The sequence below is a fragment of the Spirosoma fluviale genome, assembly GCF_900230225.1.
GTDB classification, from domain to species: domain Bacteria; phylum Bacteroidota; class Bacteroidia; order Cytophagales; family Spirosomataceae; genus Spirosoma; species Spirosoma fluviale.
The window spans coordinates 696,299-714,582 of the sequence record NZ_OCNH01000001.1; the positions used below are offsets into that span (position 1 = coordinate 696,299).

Sequence of the window (18,284 nt, forward strand, 5' to 3'; positions counted from 1 at the left end):
GGCAAGTTAACATGAAATGAAGAATGAAGAGTGAATAGTGAAGAATAATTACCTTTCACCAGTCATTCTGTAGGCTTCATTTACATTCTTCGTTCTTAATGCAATCACTTCTTCAAACGACCGATATACGCCGAAACTACGGCGATCTTCCTGTTCTCAAAGGGATTAATTTAACCATCGAGCCGGGCGAGGTGGTTTCCATTGTGGGGGCATCCGGGGCCGGTAAAACGACTTTACTGCAAATTCTTGGTACGCTCGATCGACCCGATTCCGGTACATTGCACATTGCCGGACAAAATGTATTCACCCTGAACGACCGGCAGCTGGCTCAATTCAGAAACGAGCGCATTGGCTTCGTCTTTCAATTCAATAACCTGCTGCCCGAATTTACGGCGCTGGAAAATGTATGCCTGCCAGGGTTTATTGCCGGTAAAGACGAACAGGCTGTTCGGCAGCGAGCCACAGCCCTGCTGACAACGCTCGGGTTAGAACGTCGTCTGACAAATCTACCATCACAACTATCGGGCGGGGAGCAGCAACGGGCTGCCGTAGCGCGCGCCTTGATAAACGAACCCGCCATTGTATTTGCCGACGAACCGAGTGGTAATCTCGACTCGCGCAATGCCGAAGAGTTGCATCAGCTGTTTTTCCGGCTACGGGATGAGCTCGGCCAAACATTCATAATTGTAACACATAATGAAACACTGGCGGCCCTCGCCGACCGAACCGTGACGATTCGTGATGGACTTTTATTCACTTAATTAGTGGAAGGAAGAAAGTGCGATTTGAGTATATGTACTTATCTCGTCTAGGATAATTAAGTATTTATCCGTTTGTAATCGTCTGACTTTCAACATGTTTAATTTTTGCTTAAAAAATATTTAAGGAAAAGAATCAATTTTCGATAATTTTGTTTTATTATTGTGTCGAAAAGAAAAGTTTTTCATAACGTTGAGTAAATCAGAAAGCCAAGAGAGTGTCTCGCTTGGCTTTTTTGTTTGCCTATAGTTCCAAAAAATTTCTCTGATTTTAGGCCTTATCTTACACAGCACTCATGCCTTCCGCTGCTGATGTAATCGATTAACAAGAGCATCTACACTCCATTTACCCGATCCTGTAAAAAAGAAAACCAAGGCCAGCAACACGAATAAAAAAGGATGCTGATCTTCATACCAGATTCTTCCATGACCTACGAAAAGGGAGATGTAAAGCATCGTGCCAATAACAATCAGGCATCCCAGCCTTGTAAGCAGGCCGATTGTCAGAAGTACCCCCGCCACAAACTCAGACCCTTTTCCAAGATAGACCATAAACAAGGGAGATAAGTCTTGCTTAAAAACATCCCAAGCTGCATACTCTTTCATCTTGGCAGCATCAAATACTTCCCACCCATGATATAGTAGGAATAGCCCTACGATGATCCGAACAAACGCCAGACCTGCGTCTTGTAAAATAGCTTCTGTTGAAAAGAGTTTTTTCATGAATGCTGGGCTATTGTCTGTAAAATTCAATAGTACTATTTTCAATTAACAAAGCTACAATAAGCAGAATGTTAAACTGCCTGAACAAGGGTAATGACATTTCTACGGTGCAGTACCATTATACAAAAAAGCCCCCAATCTCTCGATCAGGGGCCTTTTCTGTAATAATCAGGAAAATCTTTTAAATCAAGAAAATCGCGGTTCAGACGATTACATCATGCCGCCCATGCCACCGCCTGGATGACCATGGCCACCGCCAGCTGGAGCTTCTTCTGGCTCGTCGGCAATCACACACTCGGTTGTCAGTAACAGACCGGCGATAGACGCTGCGTTTTCCAGAGCCAGACGGGTTACTTTCTTCGGATCGATCACACCAGCTGCGAACAGATCTTCGAATGTATCGTTCTTGGCGTTGTAACCGAAGCCACCTTGGCCATCTTTCACTTTGTTTACGATAACCGAACCTTCGCCACCGGCGTTGGCAACGATTGTACGCAGGGGTGATTCGAGGGCTACCCGGATGATGTTAACACCGGTTTTCTCGTCTTCGTTGATCGTGGTGATACCGTCCAGCGCGGAGATAGCGCGGATCAGCGCAATACCGCCACCAGTTACGATACCTTCTTCAACGGCGGCACGGGTTGCGTGCAGGGCGTCGTCAACGCGATCTTTCTTTTCTTTCATTTCTACTTCGGTAGCAGCACCGATGTAGAGGATAGCCACACCACCCGACAGTTTGGCCAGACGCTCCTGCAATTTCTCGCGGTCGTAGTCCGATGTCGTGTTCTCGATCTGAGCTTTGATCTGGTTTACCCGACCCGTGATATTTTCTTTCTCACCAACACCATTGACAATAGTTGTATTGTCTTTGTCGATCAGGATTTTTTCAGCCTGACCCAGGTATTCGATCGATGCGTTCTCCAGTTTGAAACCACGCTCTTCGCTGATAACCTGACCACCCGTTAGGATAGCGATGTCTTCCAGCATAGCTTTCCGACGGTCGCCAAAGCCAGGAGCTTTAACGGCAGCTACTTTCAGGGCACCACGGATTTTGTTAACAACCAGCGTAGCTAACGCTTCGCCGTCAACATCTTCAGCAATGATCAACAAAGGACGGCCGGTTTGAGCAACCTGCTCCAGAACGGGCAGCAACTCTTTCATCGACGATACTTTCTTTTCCGAAATCAGGATGAACGGACGCTCCAGTTCAACTTCCATTTTCTCGGTGTTGGTCACGAAGTAAGGAGACAGGTAACCGCGGTCAAACTGCATACCTTCTACGGTCTTAACTTCCGTTTCGGTACCGCGCGCTTCTTCAACCGTGATAACGCCTTCTTTGCCAACTTTCTTCATGGCTTCGGCAATCATCTTACCGATTTCTTCATCGTGGTTAGCCGAAATAGTAGCTACCTGCTCGATTTTACCGAAATCGTCACCAATCGTCTGAGCCTGCTCAGCAAGGTTTTTGACAACGGCTACAACCGCTTTCTCGATACCACGCTTCAAATCCATTGGGTTAGCACCAGCCGCTACGTTTTTCGCGCCAATCGAGTAGATCGCCTGGGCTAATACGGTAGCTGTCGTCGTACCGTCACCAGCCGAATCAGCGGTTTTCGATGCAACTTCTTTTACCAACTGAGCACCCATGTTTTCCATGGCGTCCTTCAGTTCAATTTCTTTAGCTACCGTCACACCATCTTTGGTGATAACGGGGGAGCCGAATTTTTTGTCCAGGATAACGTTCCGGCCTTTTGGTCCGAGGGTAACTTTAACTGCGTCGGCAAGGGTATCGACACCCTTTTTGATACGCTCACGCGCTTCGACATCAAAGAATATTTTCTTAGCCATGATTGGTTAATAATGGATTATTAGTGATGGATTAATAGAAATAGGTTAGTGCAGTTACCTGCGCCCGTCCTTCTACTTACAGAATTGCGAAAATGTCTGATTCACGCATGATGAGGTACTCTTTGCCCTCAACGGTGATTTCTGTACCGGCGTATTTGCCATACAGAACTGTGTCGCCCACTTGAACCGTCAGCGGCTCATCTTTCTTGCCTGCACCAACGGCGACGACCGTACCACGCTGGGGTTTCTCTTTTGCCGTGTCTGGAATAATAATACCAAACGAAGTTTTTTCTTCGGCCGGTGCGGCTTCTACCAGCACCCGGTCGGCCAGCGGTTTCACGTTTACTTTAACGCTTTCCGTTTCTGCTACCATGATAATGAGTTGATTAAGGTTTTAAACTGTTTGTGTCTTTTAACTTACACGACGATTCTCGACCGCCAATTACTGTGCCAATGCCGTAAACTGCCAAATTTTCAGGTTTATGCCTGACATACTGCCATTCTTATCTTTAGCTAAATTTCCTTCGGTTGCCTCCGGAATTTGAACATATAGAATTTGGCAATTTGCCGCCTGATTGCTAGTTTAACGAAAGCATACACCTGAGAATGAATTTTTACAGTTTATGAAAAAATTACAACCCGACTGGTTTACGCAAAATTGGCTCGATGCCGAATATCAGAGGTATGTCGTCTTGGCATACTTACAGGCTGTTCAGCAAAACTTCGTGGAACACAAACTTTGGCCGGACCTACCCGAATTACGCAGCCACTACGACGCTGGCATTCGTTTTTCGAGGGGCAAAGGTACGCTAAATGCCGCGTTCCCCAAACGTGTCAGCCGAGTTACTGGCCCACCACCCCGAATCGAATACAAATCTGAGGTAACGGATTCTGCGTTGATGGCAGAGATGGATGCAATTATGGATTTTGCGCTGCCCCGTTTTCAGGCTATGCTGACCGAGGGACAGCAACGATGGACTGATATTGCCCAATCGCTGACATTAGCGCCGGTAGGGCTACTCCCTCTGCGGCCGGAAGAAGGTTATCTCTTTCTCCATGCCAGTAACCAGACTGAGATGCAGGTCTACTACTTCTGTATGACGTTATACTCGGACCAGGAGCCCGGTGGACGGTTGATTCAGCTGCGCTTTGTGGAGGCTGTCCGGAAAAGTCTGGTCAATACCTTCGAGAACATCAAGCTCGATTTGATTCGTCGTCACCGGCATATGCCAAATCCGGCAACGTTTAGGCTGGAGAGCAAAAAAACGTACCCTGTACAGGAAACCTTACTGCCCATTGCCCGGCAGCTATTGGCCCAGGCTGTGGCCTAGTGCCGCCAAACAAAAAGAGCCATATCCGAAAGGGTATGGCTCTTTTTGTTTTAGTAATTTTGGGCAAACGTTACTTCTGTGGTGTCAAGGCCGAAGTGGATGCACCTGGCGTAGCAGCGCCTGGAGCCGCCTGACTTGGAGCTGCCCCGTTGGCTGCGCTGGGTGCTGGGGTTGGCGCAGCGGCACCCGGTAAGGTCTGCGTTTGTGCCCGATCTACGTTCGCACTGTTGATGCCGGTTGCCTGATTGCGGTCAATCATGATGTACGATGCCATTGACAGCACCATAACGCCGATGCCAAGACCCCACGTAATCTGCTCAAGCAGATCGGTGGTTTTCTTCACGCCCATGAGTTGGTTAGAGCCTAAGCCTCCAAATTCGCCGGCCAGTCCTCCGCCTTTTGAGTTCTGAATAAGTACAATAAGAATCAAAAGAACGGTGAGGATACAAATGATGACAATAGTTGCCGTTACCATGAATTCGGTTGTCACCGGGTCGCCGGTGCGTTAAACAGTTAAGAGTAAATACAAACTAGGTGACAGCAGTTAATTTATGACTCAGTTGAGCCTTCTGCTGACTTTTTTAATTCACTGATTTTTGCCGCAAAGTACGCGGTTTTTTCTGGGTTTTTCACTATCAGCTTCTTATAGATTTCGATAGCCTTGTCGATTTTGCCTTGTTTTTCAAGGATTTTGGCGAAACTTTCGGTAACCAGGCTGCCCGAAACGGGTTTGTTTCGCTTCGTTAAATCTTCCTGTTCAAGTACTTCCCCCGGTTTGCCGCGTACCGGCGATATACGAGGTTCTTTCTTAATAAAGCTGTCAATCAGATCAAGTTGACGTTGGCGTTCAATATCAGCTGCAGAGAGAGCGGGTTGACCGGGTGTCGCTTCTGCAATCTGTTCAAGGTCATTTTTCAAATTTGTTTCGACCAGTGTAGGGTCTTCAGGTGTTGGTACTATGAGAGGAAGTTCATTGTGTTCATTAGCCGCTGATCCATCATACTGACCAGGCAATCGTAAGAGGGCCAACCTGGGAAAGGCATTGCTTAAGCCCGCTCTCGATTTGAAGAGCGCATAACTTTCCTGCTGGTAATCGTCGGGGATTGGAACATGCTTGGCCGATAGTTCATTCAACTTGGTCAGCAGGTTTTCAGACCACTGAAATTCGTTATCGATTAACTTTCTGAGGGCATTGCGACTCAAGGCGTGGGCGGCCGCTAATCGCACATAAGAAACCGCCTGTCCCCGCTGATGAATCGACGCGGCTTTAGCGGTCAACGTATGTAAAGTTTGGCAATAAGGGTATACGGCCAGACTTTCCTGAAGTTGAGTGAAGTCGGTAGGAGCAAGGTCATCGGGATGAGTGACCCAGTACGAAAATGTTTCTTTGTCGAGTGGCAGCACGAATTAAGTTACGATTTACAATTTGTATTGGATGAATTGCTTTCGCAGGCTTTGCCGGAGAACAACCATGCGAAAGTACTTCTTTACCACGTAAATCGTTCGTGTGACTGGTAACTTTTTACCAGTCGGCTGCTGTCTTATTGAAAATATCCAGTACAATCTGGTCCAGAATTTTCGGTACCAAACGGCTTTCGTTTTGGCTCAATGTTTGCCCCTGCGGGAAATCCTGATAGAAAGAAAAGGATTGTTCAAAATTCTTGCTTTCGTCTTTATTATTGTAAAAACGGGCCAAAACTGTGATCTGTAGTCGGTTAACACCCGCCTGGTCCTGGGCTGTTGGCGCAACCGCCAGCAGGTCGTACCCCGTAATGTTGCCCTCCAGTACCATATCGCCGTTGTTTGGGACAACCTTTAGGCTAGTGTAGCGCTGGTAATATTCTTTCAGTTTTTCATTAAACGTTAGAGGCAAGTTGGCTGGGCCACCCGCCGTAGCCAGTACAAAATTATTCACCGTAACCGTCTTTATATCGGGTGAAAGTGTTGTTCCCGTGAACGAATAGACGCCACACGAGGAAATAAAGAGTGAAGAGTTGAGAACGAAGAATAAAAAAAACATCGGTACGATGACTTTATTCTTCCCTCTTAACTTATCAATCCTCCCTCTCGACTTATTCCTCATCAATTTCATATTGTTTGATTTTTCGGTATAACGTGCGTTCTGAGATACCGAGTGCCTGAGCGGCATATTTTCGTTTATTGTTATTGCGCCGAAGGGCTTTCAAAATCATTTCTTTCTCCTGGCGTTCGAGCGAGAGTGAATCGTCTTCCTCTGTTTCATGCGTTACATCTTCAACCTCGGTCAAGTCGTTAATGTCGCCGTCAACATCGTCAAAAATCTGTACGGGCGGGTGGTTGCCATAGGTTTCTGAGGGTGGTACCACGTTGCGGGGCGGTGGGTTATCCGTTCGCGTTGTGCCATTGACGGCCGGGAGCAGACGCGTGATGTTGGTGTCGGTCAGCGGGCGATTGTCACCATCGGGGGCAATAGAATCGAACAGGTCTTTGTGCGTGTGCAGGATGTGGTCGCTATCCTGTTCATTGCCCATCAGGACATCCCGAACGAGTTTTTTGAGGTCGTTCACATCCCGGCGCATATCGAACAATACTTTATAGAGAAGGTCCCTCTCCGAGAAGTTATCTGCTCCACTGCTTCCATTTGCCTGCGGAAACAGGGCTAAGGTACGGTTGCTCTGCTGCGGTTGAGGCAGGTATCTCGACAGAGTTTCGGCTTCAATGGGCTTGTTCTGCTCCGACTCAAGGATAGACACCTGTTCGGCAATATTCTTTAACTGACGGATGTTTCCCGGAAATGGGTAATTGATCAGCACCTGCTTGGCACCTTCCGTAAGCTGAAGCGGCTTGATTCGGTAACGCTCGGCAAAATCGGTCGTAAACTTTCGAAACAGCAGTTCGATGTCGTTGCCGCGTTCGCGGAGGGGCGGCACAAAAATGGGGACTGTGTTGAGCCGATAATACAGATCTTCCCGGAATTTACCCTTCTCAACGGCTTCCATCAAATTGACGTTTGTAGCCGCCACAACCCGCACGTCCGTTTTCTGGGTTTTGGATGAACCGACCCGAATAAACTCCCCATTTTCGAGTACGCGCAGGAGCCGGGCCTGGGTGCCGAGGGGCATTTCACCGATTTCGTCAAGAAAAATAGTACCCCCATTGGTCGTTTCGAAATAGCCTTTTCGGGAATCTACCGCGCCCGTAAAGGAGCCTTTTTCATGGCCAAACAGCTCTGAGTCGATGGTGCCTTCGGGAATGGCTCCGCAGTTGATGGCAATGAACTGACCATGCTTACGAGCGCTTAGGCTGTGAATAATCTTTGAAAACGATTCTTTACCACTACCACTTTCGCCCGTGATGAGCACGGTCAGATCAGTTGCCGACACCTGCATTGCTACGTTGATGGCGTAGTTGAGTCCGGATGCGCTACCAATTATACCGAAGCGTTGTTTAACGCTTTGAATTTCCTGTTGATTCATAACTACCTCTAATGAATAATGTACAATGAATAAAGAATAATGAAGCGTGTAAACCAGGTAATAGGGTAGGTAGTACGACAGTAGGGTGTACTACTCGTTACTCATTATCCCTTGTACATTATTCATTATCAGTTATCCATTATTCATTGACGACCTCACCCCGTAATGTTGCTGAGGTACACTCAGTAACCAATACGTTGACATACTGGCCTTTTTGGTGGTTTCCTTTGGGAAAAACGACCATCTTATTCTGGTCATTCCGGCCACAAAGGAAGTCGTCGGAGCGTTTGGATGTCCCTTCAACCAATACCCGCTGCACCTGGCCGATATGCCGTTGGTTACGTTCTGCCGAATGGCTCAGTTGCCGGGCGATGATCTCGTTCAGACGACGCTTTTTTACATCTTCCGGAATATCGTCGGCGTACTTTTTTGCCGCCAGTGTACCCGGCCGTTCCGAATAAGCGAACATGTACGCATAGTCGTAATGCACATAATCCATGAGCGACAATGAATCCTGGTGTTCTTCTTCGGTTTCGGTACAGAACCCCGAAATCATATCGGTGGAGATACCGCAGTCTTCTCCCAGAATTTCCCGAATACGGTCAATTTTGCCGATGTACCAGGGGCGGTCGTAAGTCCGGTTCATCAACTTCAGCACCCGGCTATTTCCGCTCTGCGCGGGCAAGTGGATGTAGTTACAGATGTTGGCGTACCGGGCCATGGTATGTAGCACATCGTCGGTAATGTCCTTTGGGTGCGAGGTCGAAAAGCGAACCCGAAGGTCGGGGTGGATTTGAGCCACCATTTCGAGCAGGAGAGCGAAGGTGGTAATGTTAGTATTAGGAGCGAGCGGCCGGCGTTCCGGGAGTGAGGAGTGAGGAGTTGCTGACGCATGCTCTTCTCCTAACTCCTCGCTCCTCGCTCCTAGTACTTCGGAACTCCACTTATAACTATCCACATTCTGCCCCAGTAGCGTCACTTCGCGGTAGCCTCGGTCAAAAAGATCCTGCGCTTCGCGGACAATACTGAAGGGGTCCCGGCTGCGTTCGCGACCGCGTGTGAACGGCACCACGCAGAAACTACACATGTTGTCGCAGCCCCGCATGATGGATACGAAAGCCGTTACGCCGTTGGAGTTCAGGCGTATTGGCGAAATGTCGGCGTAGGTTTCTTCACGAGACAGAAAAACGTTTACCGCTTTCTGCCCCGATTCGGCTTCTTCAACCAGCTTCGGGATATCGCGGTAAGCATCGGGACCTGCCACAATGTCGACCACTTTTTCTTCTTCCAGTAGCTTTGTTTTCAGCCGCTCGGCCATGCAACCAAGCATCCCGACCAGAAGCTCCGGCTTCTGCCGTTTCAGCCCGGTGAGGTGCTTGAGCCGGTGCCGGACTTTCTGTTCAGCATTGTCGCGGATGGCACAGGTGTTCAGAAAAATCACATCCGCATCGGCGGCCGACGAGGTTGTGGCATAACCAGCATTCCGCATTACGGCTGCGACGATTTCGCTGTCGGCAAAGTTCATCTGACAACCGTAGCTTTCAATATACAGTCGTTTTTTGCCAACCGCTAACTCGTCTTCCAGGGTGCGTGGTAAGTCGATGTGCTCCTTATCGTCAGGTTGCAGTATGGTTAGTTCGGGTATGAGCGTCATAATTAGATAATCGATAGGCGCTGGTCGATTAGCAAAAAGCCCTGGATTGCGGCTATTGACTATCGACTGACGACTTTTTTTGCAAAATTACGAAGAAAGCCCCGATAACGCTGTCATTTTGGCAGGATTTGCCCGTTAAAATACCTTAAGGTTGGTTATTGGTTATTCGTTGATGGTTATTGAGTTATTTATTAATAAATGCACCTTTTACGGATAACGGATAACCAATAGCCAATCAAAAGGGGTAACCGATGCCGAAATTTATAATCAGAGGGTTAGGACCGCTGGAGAGCTTGCCGAGAGAAAATTCGCGAAGCAGAAACCGCTTGTCAACCGGGCCTTTGTCGCCGTCTATGTATTGGCGGGCCGGGTCCCAGACTTTGATACCCCCATCGAAGCGGATGATGAAAAACGAGAAATCAAAACGCAGTCCCACGCCTGTACCAACGGCAATTTGGGGGATGAACGAATCGAACCTGAAGACGCCCCTACTATTTGCATTGCTATACGGCAAACGCCATACATTGCCGAAATCAATAAAAGCCGCCCCGTTTATATCCGCAAAACCGAGCCGGAACAGGCGTCCCCGTAACTCCGCCGATCCTTCGATCAGCATATCGCCGGGTTTCTCGAAGGTGTATAAAAATTGATCGGTTCCGGACTTGATGGCCGGTTGAGTGGGGTCTGATGCCGACGGTTGCGGGTAATCGGCACCGGGACCCAGGCGACGTGGTAACCAGGCGCGAAGACTGTTGCTGCCACCCGCAAAAAATAGCTTCTCGTAAGGAGCCGTCCGGTTAGATCCATAACTGTATACCAGACCAGAGTTCAGCCGGAAAGCCAGTGTGGTATGCGCATTAAGTGGGACGTAGTGTCTGAAATCGGCGCTGACCCGGATGTACTTATAATACTGCAAACCGCTGGTGTCCGTCGTTTTGAAGAACTCGCGTAACTGGTAATTTCTAAACAAGTTAAGCGTCGTTCCACCTGACTCCACTACTGTACGGAGGAAATTGGCCCGCTTGTTCTGGCCAACGGTATTGGTGTTGTAAGTATAGGCAAAGCTGATTCCTGATGCGAAAGATCGTCTGAAACTCAGACCGATTGTATTCCCCAGTTTGCCCAGTGAGTCTAGTTGCTGTTCAAAAAGAGGTCCCAGCTTTGTGTCGAAATTGGCATTGATGAGGTTAACATCCGCAATAAAAAAACTAAACTGCTTAACCGGACTGGGTTGCCAGTTATAAGCCATGGTGGCGCGTAGCAGTGACCGCCGGAAATCTGGTCGTAAGGTGTTATTATAGCTTAAGCTGACCTGCGTACGGGGGGTGGCACGACTGAAAAAAAATCGCGCCCGTCCCGGAAAGAGGACCTGTGGGAAGGTGACGGAGCTGATAACACCCAGCTCCTGTGAGTTATAGACAATCTGGTTAGTGGTGGCACTGGTCAGAAAACCCGTTTGTGCTTCAATGCCAAAGCGAACGGTTGTTTCAAAAGTTTCCAGTCCGCCAAACAGATTTCGAACTCGGAAAATCAGACTGCCAAATCCACCCGGATAGCCGCCCTGACCCTGATAAAGAACCGTAACACCTCCTTCCGCCGTCGCTTCGTATTTGTCCAGCGGAGTGGCCGTAATAAGCGTTCGCAGCCGTCGATTGGTGGTATCGGTAAAGTTGAGGTTGACAAACTTGAACTGATTCAGCAGAAATAACTGCCGCTGGGTATCCCGGTAATTGGTTTGATTATACAGCTGACCCGGCCGCAGGAGAACCTTCGAGCTTAATAATCGGGTCGAAATATCACGGCCACCTAATAAATACGTAATGCCGTCCCGTCTGGTAGTATCCAGAGCACTGCTGGCAACGGCTGGTTGTGTTTCATCCGGGCTGATCCGCACTTCAACGTCCCCAATGTGGTAAATAGGGTGGGCCGCTTGTCCCGGCGGGTTCACAATCTGGAGGACCACGTCAACATTACGCCGTAGGGAATCGCCGGGTTCGAGGCCGTTGAAGAACCGTCGGTCATTGCCCCGTCGGACGGTGTCGACATCCGTAGCCCGGATATATTGCCGGGAAAAAGCGTAATAGCCCTGATCGCGGAGCAGTGTCTCGATGCGTACTTTCTCCCCCGACATGTTGTCGAAGTCGAACCGGTCGCCGGTGTGGAGCCGGGATTTATCGAACGATTGCCGAACAATGGAATCGACGCGCGGATCGGCAATTTCGTAAACGATGTTACGAAGGTAAAAGGCCGCATTCTCATCAATGAGGTAGTTTACTCTGATTTGGCTACGGCGCAGCGTATCGAGTTCATAGCCCGTTTTTGCATTGAAAAAACCCTTATCAGAAAGGTATTTTCGCATCTTAACGGCGTTTGCCTGCGCGTCTTTTTCGGTAAAATAGGAGGGTGGCTCCCCAAGGTTACGCATGACCCAGTTGCCTTCTTCTGCATTCTGACGAAGGCGCTTCAATTGACGGCCATACCGTCGGTTGAGTTTTTTGAGCTCCCTCGGCTGATCGGCTATTAGCTGGCTTTGCTGTTCAAATTCATTAGTTTTGGCTTGCAATTCACGGATGGCCTCTTCGCGGTTATACCGGCGGGCACCCAGTTGGTAAAACCATAACTGGGTTGTGATGGGTAGTCCAAGTAAGCGCCGATTCGGTTTTTGGGGAACCAGACTGATCAGGTCCTCATCCGGAATCGCTTTATTGCCCCGCACACTATGCGATGTAAGTATGTACCCATTTTTGCGCAGCTGGCTGGAACTCAGGCAGCCCGACAAAGAAATAACCAGCAAAAGTAAGCTTATCCGCGATGTATGATGTAAGGTATAGGATGCATTGCCCGCCAACCAGTCATATACCTTATAGCCTACATCATACATTTTTCTCATGCTTTCTAAAAATCAACTTAAGTATATTCAGTCACTGCACCAGAAAAAGTACCGGCAGCAGCATGGCGCATTTCTGGTTGAAGGAGCCAAAAGCGTTCAGGAAGTTCTGCAATCCGATTTCCAAACGGAACTGGTTGTAGCGACCGAAGGATTCTACAAAGAAAACGCACACCTGACAGACCACCAACGAACGCCGATCGAAATTGCGTCAGTGGCCGAACTGGAACGAGCCGGAACTCTCGAAAGTAACAATGCCGCGCTCGCAGTGGTCAGAACGAAAGAAAACCGTCCGTTATTGGCTGGTCCCAACGAGATTGCCCTGATTTTAGATGATGTTCGTGACCCCGGCAACCTCGGTACCATTCTGCGTATTGCCGACTGGTACGGCGTGCGTAAGATTTTGTGTTCCGAAACTACGGCCGATGTCTATAACCCCAAAGTTATTTCGGCCAGCAAAGGCTCCTTTACCCGAGTCAACTGGTGGTACGGCGACATTACTCAGGTGCTCGCACAGGCCACTAGTGCGGTATACGGGGCTTTTCTGGACGGCGATGACGTGCATTCGCTTGGGTTTAGCGTTTCGGGCTATCTGGTAATGGGGAATGAGTCGAATGGGATTCGGCCGGAAGTAGGTACGTTTGTTAGCCAGCGTGTAACAATCCCGCGCTTTGGCGATGCCGAATCACTTAATGTTGGTATTGCTACGGCCGTGCTGCTGGATAATTGGCGCAGAGTGCTGAAGCCATAGCGCGTTCCAATTTCTCTACTACAATTCGTTACTATGTATCGACTACTTCGTTTGTTTATTGGTGTGGTGATTCTGCTGGCTTTTCTGCCTAAACAGAACACACCCAACAGCGACGGGGTAGCCGTTTATCAGCAGTTTTTGATCGATAATAGCCGATTCCGTCAGCAGGTAGAACAGCTGACCGTCTATGTTTCGACAAATGCGCCGGACGATTCGCTCAGGGCTGCTTTCAGGCGAAGTCGGTTAGCGTACAAGCAGATGGAGTGGTTGCTGGACTATTACCAGCCGTTTCTGGCAAGTCATATCAACGGCCCGCCGGTGGTAGAAGTAGAGGGAAATGAGCCGGGGCAGGTGCCAATCCTGCCATCGGGACTACAAGTTGTCGAAACGTTCTTGTTCCCGGATTACAACCCCACCCGGAAAGCTGAACTCACCCGGGAATTGACCGTTTTACTGACCTATTCAACCCGTCTCGAACAAGGTATTCCCGAAGGCAAGCTAGGTGATGCTGATATACTGACGTCTATTCAACAGCAACTGTTCCGAATTATTGCCCTGGGTATCAGTGGTTACGATGCTCCGGAAGCAAAAACGGGTTTAGCAGAAGCCGCTGCAAGCTTGCAGGCAGTGCAAAACGCCTTTCGCCCCTATGCCGCACAACTGCCGCCAGAAATAGCGGTTCAACTAGCCAACCGCTGGCGGGAGGCCATTGGGGTGTTGGAAAGGTCAAAAAACTTTGAAACGTTCGATAGGGTGTCGTTCATTCGGCAACAATTGTATCCGCTCTGCCGGGCGTTGAAACAGGCGCGTCAAATCCTGAATATTCCTGCGGGGGGGCGTAATCACTTTTTGTCATCAACCGTAGCTACGCTTTCCGATACCGGGGTATTCCGGCCGGATTACCTGATCAATTTTGGCGAGTTTGTTAGCACTCCTCAAAAAGTCGCGTTGGGCAGACTCTTGTTTTTCGACCCAATTTTATCCGGGAACAACGCCCGCAGTTGTGCCTCATGCCACCAGCCTGAGCGGGCATTTACGGACGGACGAGTCCGAAGCCGTTCGTTCAAAGGCCGAAAACAGGTGCTCCGGAATGCCCCAACACTCATCAATGCCGGTCTGCAAAACGCACAATTTTACGATTCCCGTGCGCTCTACCTGGAAGATCAGGCGCACGATGTGCTGAGCAATGCCCATGAAATGCGAACATCGCCCCACGAGGTAGTTGCCAAGCTGTCGTCAAGTGCAACGTATCGGAAGATGTTTGCTGAAGCTTTCCCGAATGGGCTAACCGCCCCGGCCGTCCGGAATGCACTGGCCGCTTACATACGCAGCCTTACCGGACTAAACGCACGTCCGGACCGTTACCTGCGGGGAGATTCGGTGGCGCTGTCGGCGGAGGAAATGCTGGGGTTCAATCTTTTTCTGGGAAAAGCGCGCTGCGCAACCTGTCACTTCTTTCCCATTTTTAACGGCTTCGTACCCCCACATTACGAAAAAACAGAAAGCGAAATTATTGGCGTTCCCCGTTCGCCTAAAACCCGCAACGCCCGGCTCGATGCGGATATCGGGAAGTTCGGTACGTATCAGAAAAACCTTCACCGCTTTGCCTTCAAAACGCCCACCGTTCGTAACGTAGCCTTAACGGCACCGTACATGCATAATGGCGTTTATAAGACACTGGAGCAGGTCGTTGATTTTTACAACCGGGGTGGTGGCCGGGGCATTGGTATCCCGCTCGACGGACAGACATTGCCCGACGCACCGCTTAACCTGACCTCGGTAGAGCAAAAAGCCGTTGTCGCTTTTTTGAACGCCTTAACCGATACAACGGGCCTAACGCAACGTCCGCATGAGTTGCCGCTGATGGATCAACAAACAAAGCTGAACTGGCGAAAGCCCGGTGGTCGATACTGACGGCTTACATAAACGAACTCATGGCCGATTCGTTGGCCAGTTCCTCCGCGTGTTCTTTACCCAGGTATTTGTCAATGAAATAATGGGCTACATACAGTAAAGGTGTTAGCAGAACGGCCGTTGTGGCTTTGTAGATGTAATTGATAATGCCCACCGCCAGAACCTGCGTGAGGGACCAGTTTCCGAACACGTAAAACGCGATTCCAAGCACCACAAACGAGTCGACCAGTTGCGAAACGAGCGTTGAACCGGTAGCGCGGAGCCAGATTTGGCGACTGCCCGTAATCTTGCGGAGCGAATGGAATACGTACACATCCAGAATCTGCCCGATCAGGAAAGCCGTAAGCGACCCAATAATGATCCCGAGTCCCTGCCGGAAAATCATCTGGAAGGCATTGTTGATGTTGATTGCATTTCCGGCGCTGTCTTTCGCATTCACGTCGAGCCAGAACTGGGCTGGTGGCAGCGTTGTAACGGCGTAGATGATCAAAAAACTATAGGCAACGAAACCGGCCGTCAGAAATGAAATTCGTCGAACGCCCGCTTTCCCATAATATTCGTTGATAATATCGGAGGTGATGAACACAAACGGCCAAATGACCGCCCCGGCGGTAAGGTTAAAGTCCAGGATGAAATCACCGAAGAGGTGAATCTGGGCAGGCCTGGTGCCAACTAAGGTCTCGGCCGAAAAAATTTTAACGCCGATGATTTCGGCGATTAATGCATTCGTCAGAAATACCGCACTTAAAAAGATATATAGATTTGTACGCTTATTGGTAAAAGACGCAGCCATAGATATGTACGAGTTAGGAAGTACGATTTACGATTTTTTTCGAGCGTCGGCAACCGCACTTCGTAATTCAGGTCTTATTTACGCTTGTATATCCCGGGCGTAGCCGTTTTTTCGTACTGGAGAGACAAGGCCGGGGCACGCTGAAATAACTTTTCTACCACATCTTCGCGATCTATAATGTAATCGGGCGGGTCTTGCCGGAAATGATCAAATACGTTGATGACGGATTCATAGTTGTCCAGATTTTTAAGGTCATACTTCGCTAAATCCCAGTTTAAATAAGGCGTAGCCAGCCTGTTTTGGCGATAAGCGCTCAGGTCTTCACCAATGATCAGCACGCGTTTATTGGTGATATTGTTGGGTAAGGGGGAGGGTTGGACCTGTAAACTGCTCAGCCGACCCAGGTCAGAACCGGGGATGAGCCCCAGCGAACCCTGATAGAACAGCAGCAACATTAGCGAAAAAGCAATCAGAAAGGTGATTTCGGCTAGCCAGACTTTCCGGATATTTTCAAAGTAGAAAAAGGCAAAATAGGCCATTGGCGGCACAAAGCTTAGAAAGACCATCGGAGCTAAAAAAGGCATCAAACCAATGGTTAGAAAAGCAAAAAGAAACCAGATCGCCATGATTTGCTGTACCCGCTGCTGGAAATTTACGTAGCGCCCTGACCGGTTGAAGAGGCTCAGAAAACCCAGTACTCCTAACCCGAGCGGTATGAACAGAGAAGCGATCAGCGACTTGAAATCAGACAGTGAATACTGCCGGACCCGAAACACGGACGACAGCAAATTTCGGTTGAAATCATCGAGGCTATCGCTCAGGTAATAAAACAGGACCGTGGCCGCAAAAGGAAACAGAAAGCCGAACAACGATAAAGAGTATTGCCGAAAAGTGGCACCCGTGTAGAATAGTAGTGAGAGAATGGCCCATAAAATGAACAGCGCCGAAGGCAGGTAGAACAGGGCCGCAATGCCAATATAGAACCCTACTTCGAACACTTCATCGGTGGCACCCCGTCGTTCCATTTGCCGGATGAGTGTACCAAAGGCCAGTAGCAAAAAACTCGTGGACATCAGGACCGGCGAAAGCGTGAGGCAATCGAAGGACAGATGCATGAACAACATGTAGATCAGACCCGGCCAAAAAGATCGGTCCGGATACACGTCCCGGTTGTTAGTCAGGTAGTTAAAGTAAACAATTTGGAATACGGATACCAGCGTTGCGGCTGCATGAAGCACCAGCGACGACCGGCCAACGACGCTGTTGATACCCCAGTAGACTAGCGCCGATAATGGACTTATGCTATCCCAGATGTCCCGATATAATAAATTTCCCTGACTCATTTGCTCGCCAACGAGCATCCAGTTGAGTTCAGGAATCAGCAGCGGAAAGGGATGTAATAGCAAAGGCAGCCGAATGAGCAACAATAAACCCAGCAGACTGACGTACTGATACGGGAAATATGATTTGAAGAAGCGTAGCAAAGTGCAGTGAAGCCGTTAATAATTTTCGGAAATACAGGGGCTAAGTCGCAGAGAAAGTAACTTTCCAGAAGCTTGCTCTACCAATAGTCGACGGTAAAATTACAGGCAATTTCGGCAGAACGGAAAAATGGGCGGATATTTGCAGGATATAGGTCCAGCCGACTGTAAACCATTCAGCACATTGGACCGTTCAGTTTAGTACCCAAGTACCGATAGTATGGAATCGAAACGACAGCAGAAAGTATCCCGGCAGCTCCAGAAAGATTTGAGTGAAATCTTTCAGCGCGACGTGCCGCATTTGTTTAATGGGGCCTTCATTACGGTCACCAGTGTGCGTATATCGCCCGATTTGAGCGTTGCACGGGTGTACCTTAGTTTTCTGGCTACCAAGAATAAGCAATTGCTGCTGGAGACGATTCAGGAGAAAGGCAAAGTGCTCCGGCAACACCTTGGCGACCGGGTTCGCCATCAGTTACGCATTGTCCCCGAATTACATTTCTTTCTGGACGATACGGCGGATTATGCCGATAAGATGGATAAACTCTTCTCCGGCCTCGACATTCCTCCCGCTCCGGCAGAGGAGGATGAAGACGAGGAATAAACGAATTTTGAATGAGTGAGTGAGCGAATGAGTGAATAGAAACTTTACATGAGTTAGCTATTCAACTATTCACCCATTCACTCAT

At 49.1% G+C, this 18,284-nt stretch carries 15 protein-coding genes and 1 pseudogene; 5 read left to right on the forward strand and 11 right to left on the reverse strand.

Features of this window, described 5'->3' with window-relative positions; translation table 11 throughout:
* Positions 1 to 98: 98 nt before the first annotated feature.
* Positions 99 to 761 (forward strand): ABC transporter ATP-binding protein, encoded by a 663-nt coding sequence (locus CRO74_RS02920; RefSeq protein ID WP_097124488.1) that lies wholly within the window; start codon positions 99 to 101, stop codon positions 759 to 761.
* A gap of 291 nt (positions 762 to 1,052) precedes the next feature.
* On the opposite strand, the gene CRO74_RS02925 is transcribed toward CRO74_RS02920, so the two are convergent.
* The 3 genes from CRO74_RS02925 to CRO74_RS02935 all read right to left on the reverse strand — a co-directional run bounded on the left by CRO74_RS02925 (position 1,053) and on the right by CRO74_RS02935 (position 3,702).
* Positions 1,053 to 1,481, reverse strand: coding sequence for a DoxX family protein (locus CRO74_RS02925; protein WP_097125994.1), 429 nt, complete (start codon positions 1,479 to 1,481; stop codon positions 1,053 to 1,055).
* A 210-nt stretch (positions 1,482 to 1,691) separates the two neighbouring features.
* The gene (gene groL, locus CRO74_RS02930; RefSeq protein WP_097124489.1) at positions 1,692 to 3,329 is read right to left on the reverse strand and encodes a chaperonin GroEL; all 1,638 of its coding nucleotides are present in this window, start codon (positions 3,327 to 3,329) and stop codon (positions 1,692 to 1,694) included.
* A 76-nt stretch (positions 3,330 to 3,405) separates the two neighbouring features.
* Positions 3,406 to 3,702, reverse strand: coding sequence for a co-chaperone GroES (locus CRO74_RS02935; RefSeq protein WP_097124490.1), 297 nt, complete (start codon positions 3,700 to 3,702; stop codon positions 3,406 to 3,408).
* 250 nt (positions 3,703 to 3,952) lie between these two features.
* Here CRO74_RS02935 and CRO74_RS02940 point away from each other — a divergent pair, with 250 nt between their 5' ends.
* Entirely contained in the window at positions 3,953 to 4,660 is a 708-nt protein-coding gene (locus CRO74_RS02940; protein WP_097124491.1) for a hypothetical protein, read from the forward strand.
* A gap of 70 nt (positions 4,661 to 4,730) precedes the next feature.
* Here CRO74_RS02940 and secG read toward each other — a convergent pair whose 3' ends face one another.
* From secG to tamL, 6 genes are all read right to left on the reverse strand, one after another.
* Entirely contained in the window at positions 4,731 to 5,135 is a 405-nt protein-coding gene (gene secG / locus CRO74_RS02945; protein WP_097124492.1) for a preprotein translocase subunit SecG, read from the reverse strand.
* Between the two features lie 74 nt (positions 5,136 to 5,209).
* A complete protein-coding gene (locus CRO74_RS02950) occupies positions 5,210 to 6,064 on the reverse strand; it encodes a DUF8458 domain-containing protein (RefSeq protein ID WP_097124493.1) in 855 nt (284 codons plus the stop codon).
* A 118-nt stretch (positions 6,065 to 6,182) separates the two neighbouring features.
* Entirely contained in the window at positions 6,183 to 6,680 is a 498-nt protein-coding gene (lptE, locus tag CRO74_RS02955; protein ID WP_097124494.1) for an LPS assembly lipoprotein LptE, read from the reverse strand.
* 52 nt (positions 6,681 to 6,732) lie between these two features.
* Positions 6,733 to 8,115 carry a sigma-54 interaction domain-containing protein gene (locus tag CRO74_RS02960; protein WP_097124495.1) on the reverse strand — a complete coding sequence of 461 codons (1,383 nt, stop codon included), beginning with the start codon at positions 8,113 to 8,115 and terminating at the stop codon, positions 6,733 to 6,735.
* A 139-nt stretch (positions 8,116 to 8,254) separates the two neighbouring features.
* On the reverse strand, positions 8,255 to 9,769 hold the full coding sequence (locus CRO74_RS02965; protein WP_097124496.1) for a MiaB/RimO family radical SAM methylthiotransferase: 1,515 nt from the start codon (positions 9,767 to 9,769) through the stop codon (positions 8,255 to 8,257).
* A gap of 235 nt (positions 9,770 to 10,004) precedes the next feature.
* Entirely contained in the window at positions 10,005 to 12,659 is a 2,655-nt protein-coding gene (gene tamL, locus CRO74_RS02970) for a translocation and assembly module lipoprotein TamL (RefSeq protein WP_097124497.1), read from the reverse strand.
* On the opposite strand from tamL, the gene CRO74_RS02975 reads away from it, so the two are divergent.
* A complete protein-coding gene (locus tag CRO74_RS02975; protein ID WP_097124498.1) occupies positions 12,658 to 13,407 on the forward strand; it encodes a TrmH family RNA methyltransferase in 750 nt (249 codons plus the stop codon). The two genes, tamL and CRO74_RS02975, sit on opposite strands and share 2 nt — an antisense overlap.
* Positions 13,408 to 13,665: 258 nt before the next feature.
* Positions 13,666 to 14,775, forward strand: a pseudogene (locus tag CRO74_RS32340) (cytochrome-c peroxidase); the annotation flags it as partial.
* A 550-nt stretch (positions 14,776 to 15,325) separates the two neighbouring features.
* On the opposite strand, the gene CRO74_RS02985 reads toward CRO74_RS32340, so the two are convergent.
* A complete protein-coding gene (locus CRO74_RS02985; RefSeq protein WP_097124500.1) occupies positions 15,326 to 16,114 on the reverse strand; it encodes a queuosine precursor transporter in 789 nt (262 codons plus the stop codon).
* A gap of 74 nt (positions 16,115 to 16,188) precedes the next feature.
* Positions 16,189 to 17,598, reverse strand: a complete 1,410-nt coding sequence (locus CRO74_RS02990; protein WP_097124501.1) for a hypothetical protein — start codon at positions 17,596 to 17,598, stop codon at positions 16,189 to 16,191.
* Positions 17,599 to 17,815: 217 nt separating this feature from the next.
* On the opposite strand from CRO74_RS02990, the gene rbfA reads away from it, so the two are divergent.
* The gene (gene rbfA / locus CRO74_RS02995; RefSeq protein ID WP_097124502.1) at positions 17,816 to 18,199 is read left to right on the forward strand and encodes a 30S ribosome-binding factor RbfA; all 384 of its coding nucleotides are present in this window, start codon (positions 17,816 to 17,818) and stop codon (positions 18,197 to 18,199) included.
* The last annotated feature ends 85 nt before the right edge of the window (positions 18,200 to 18,284 follow it).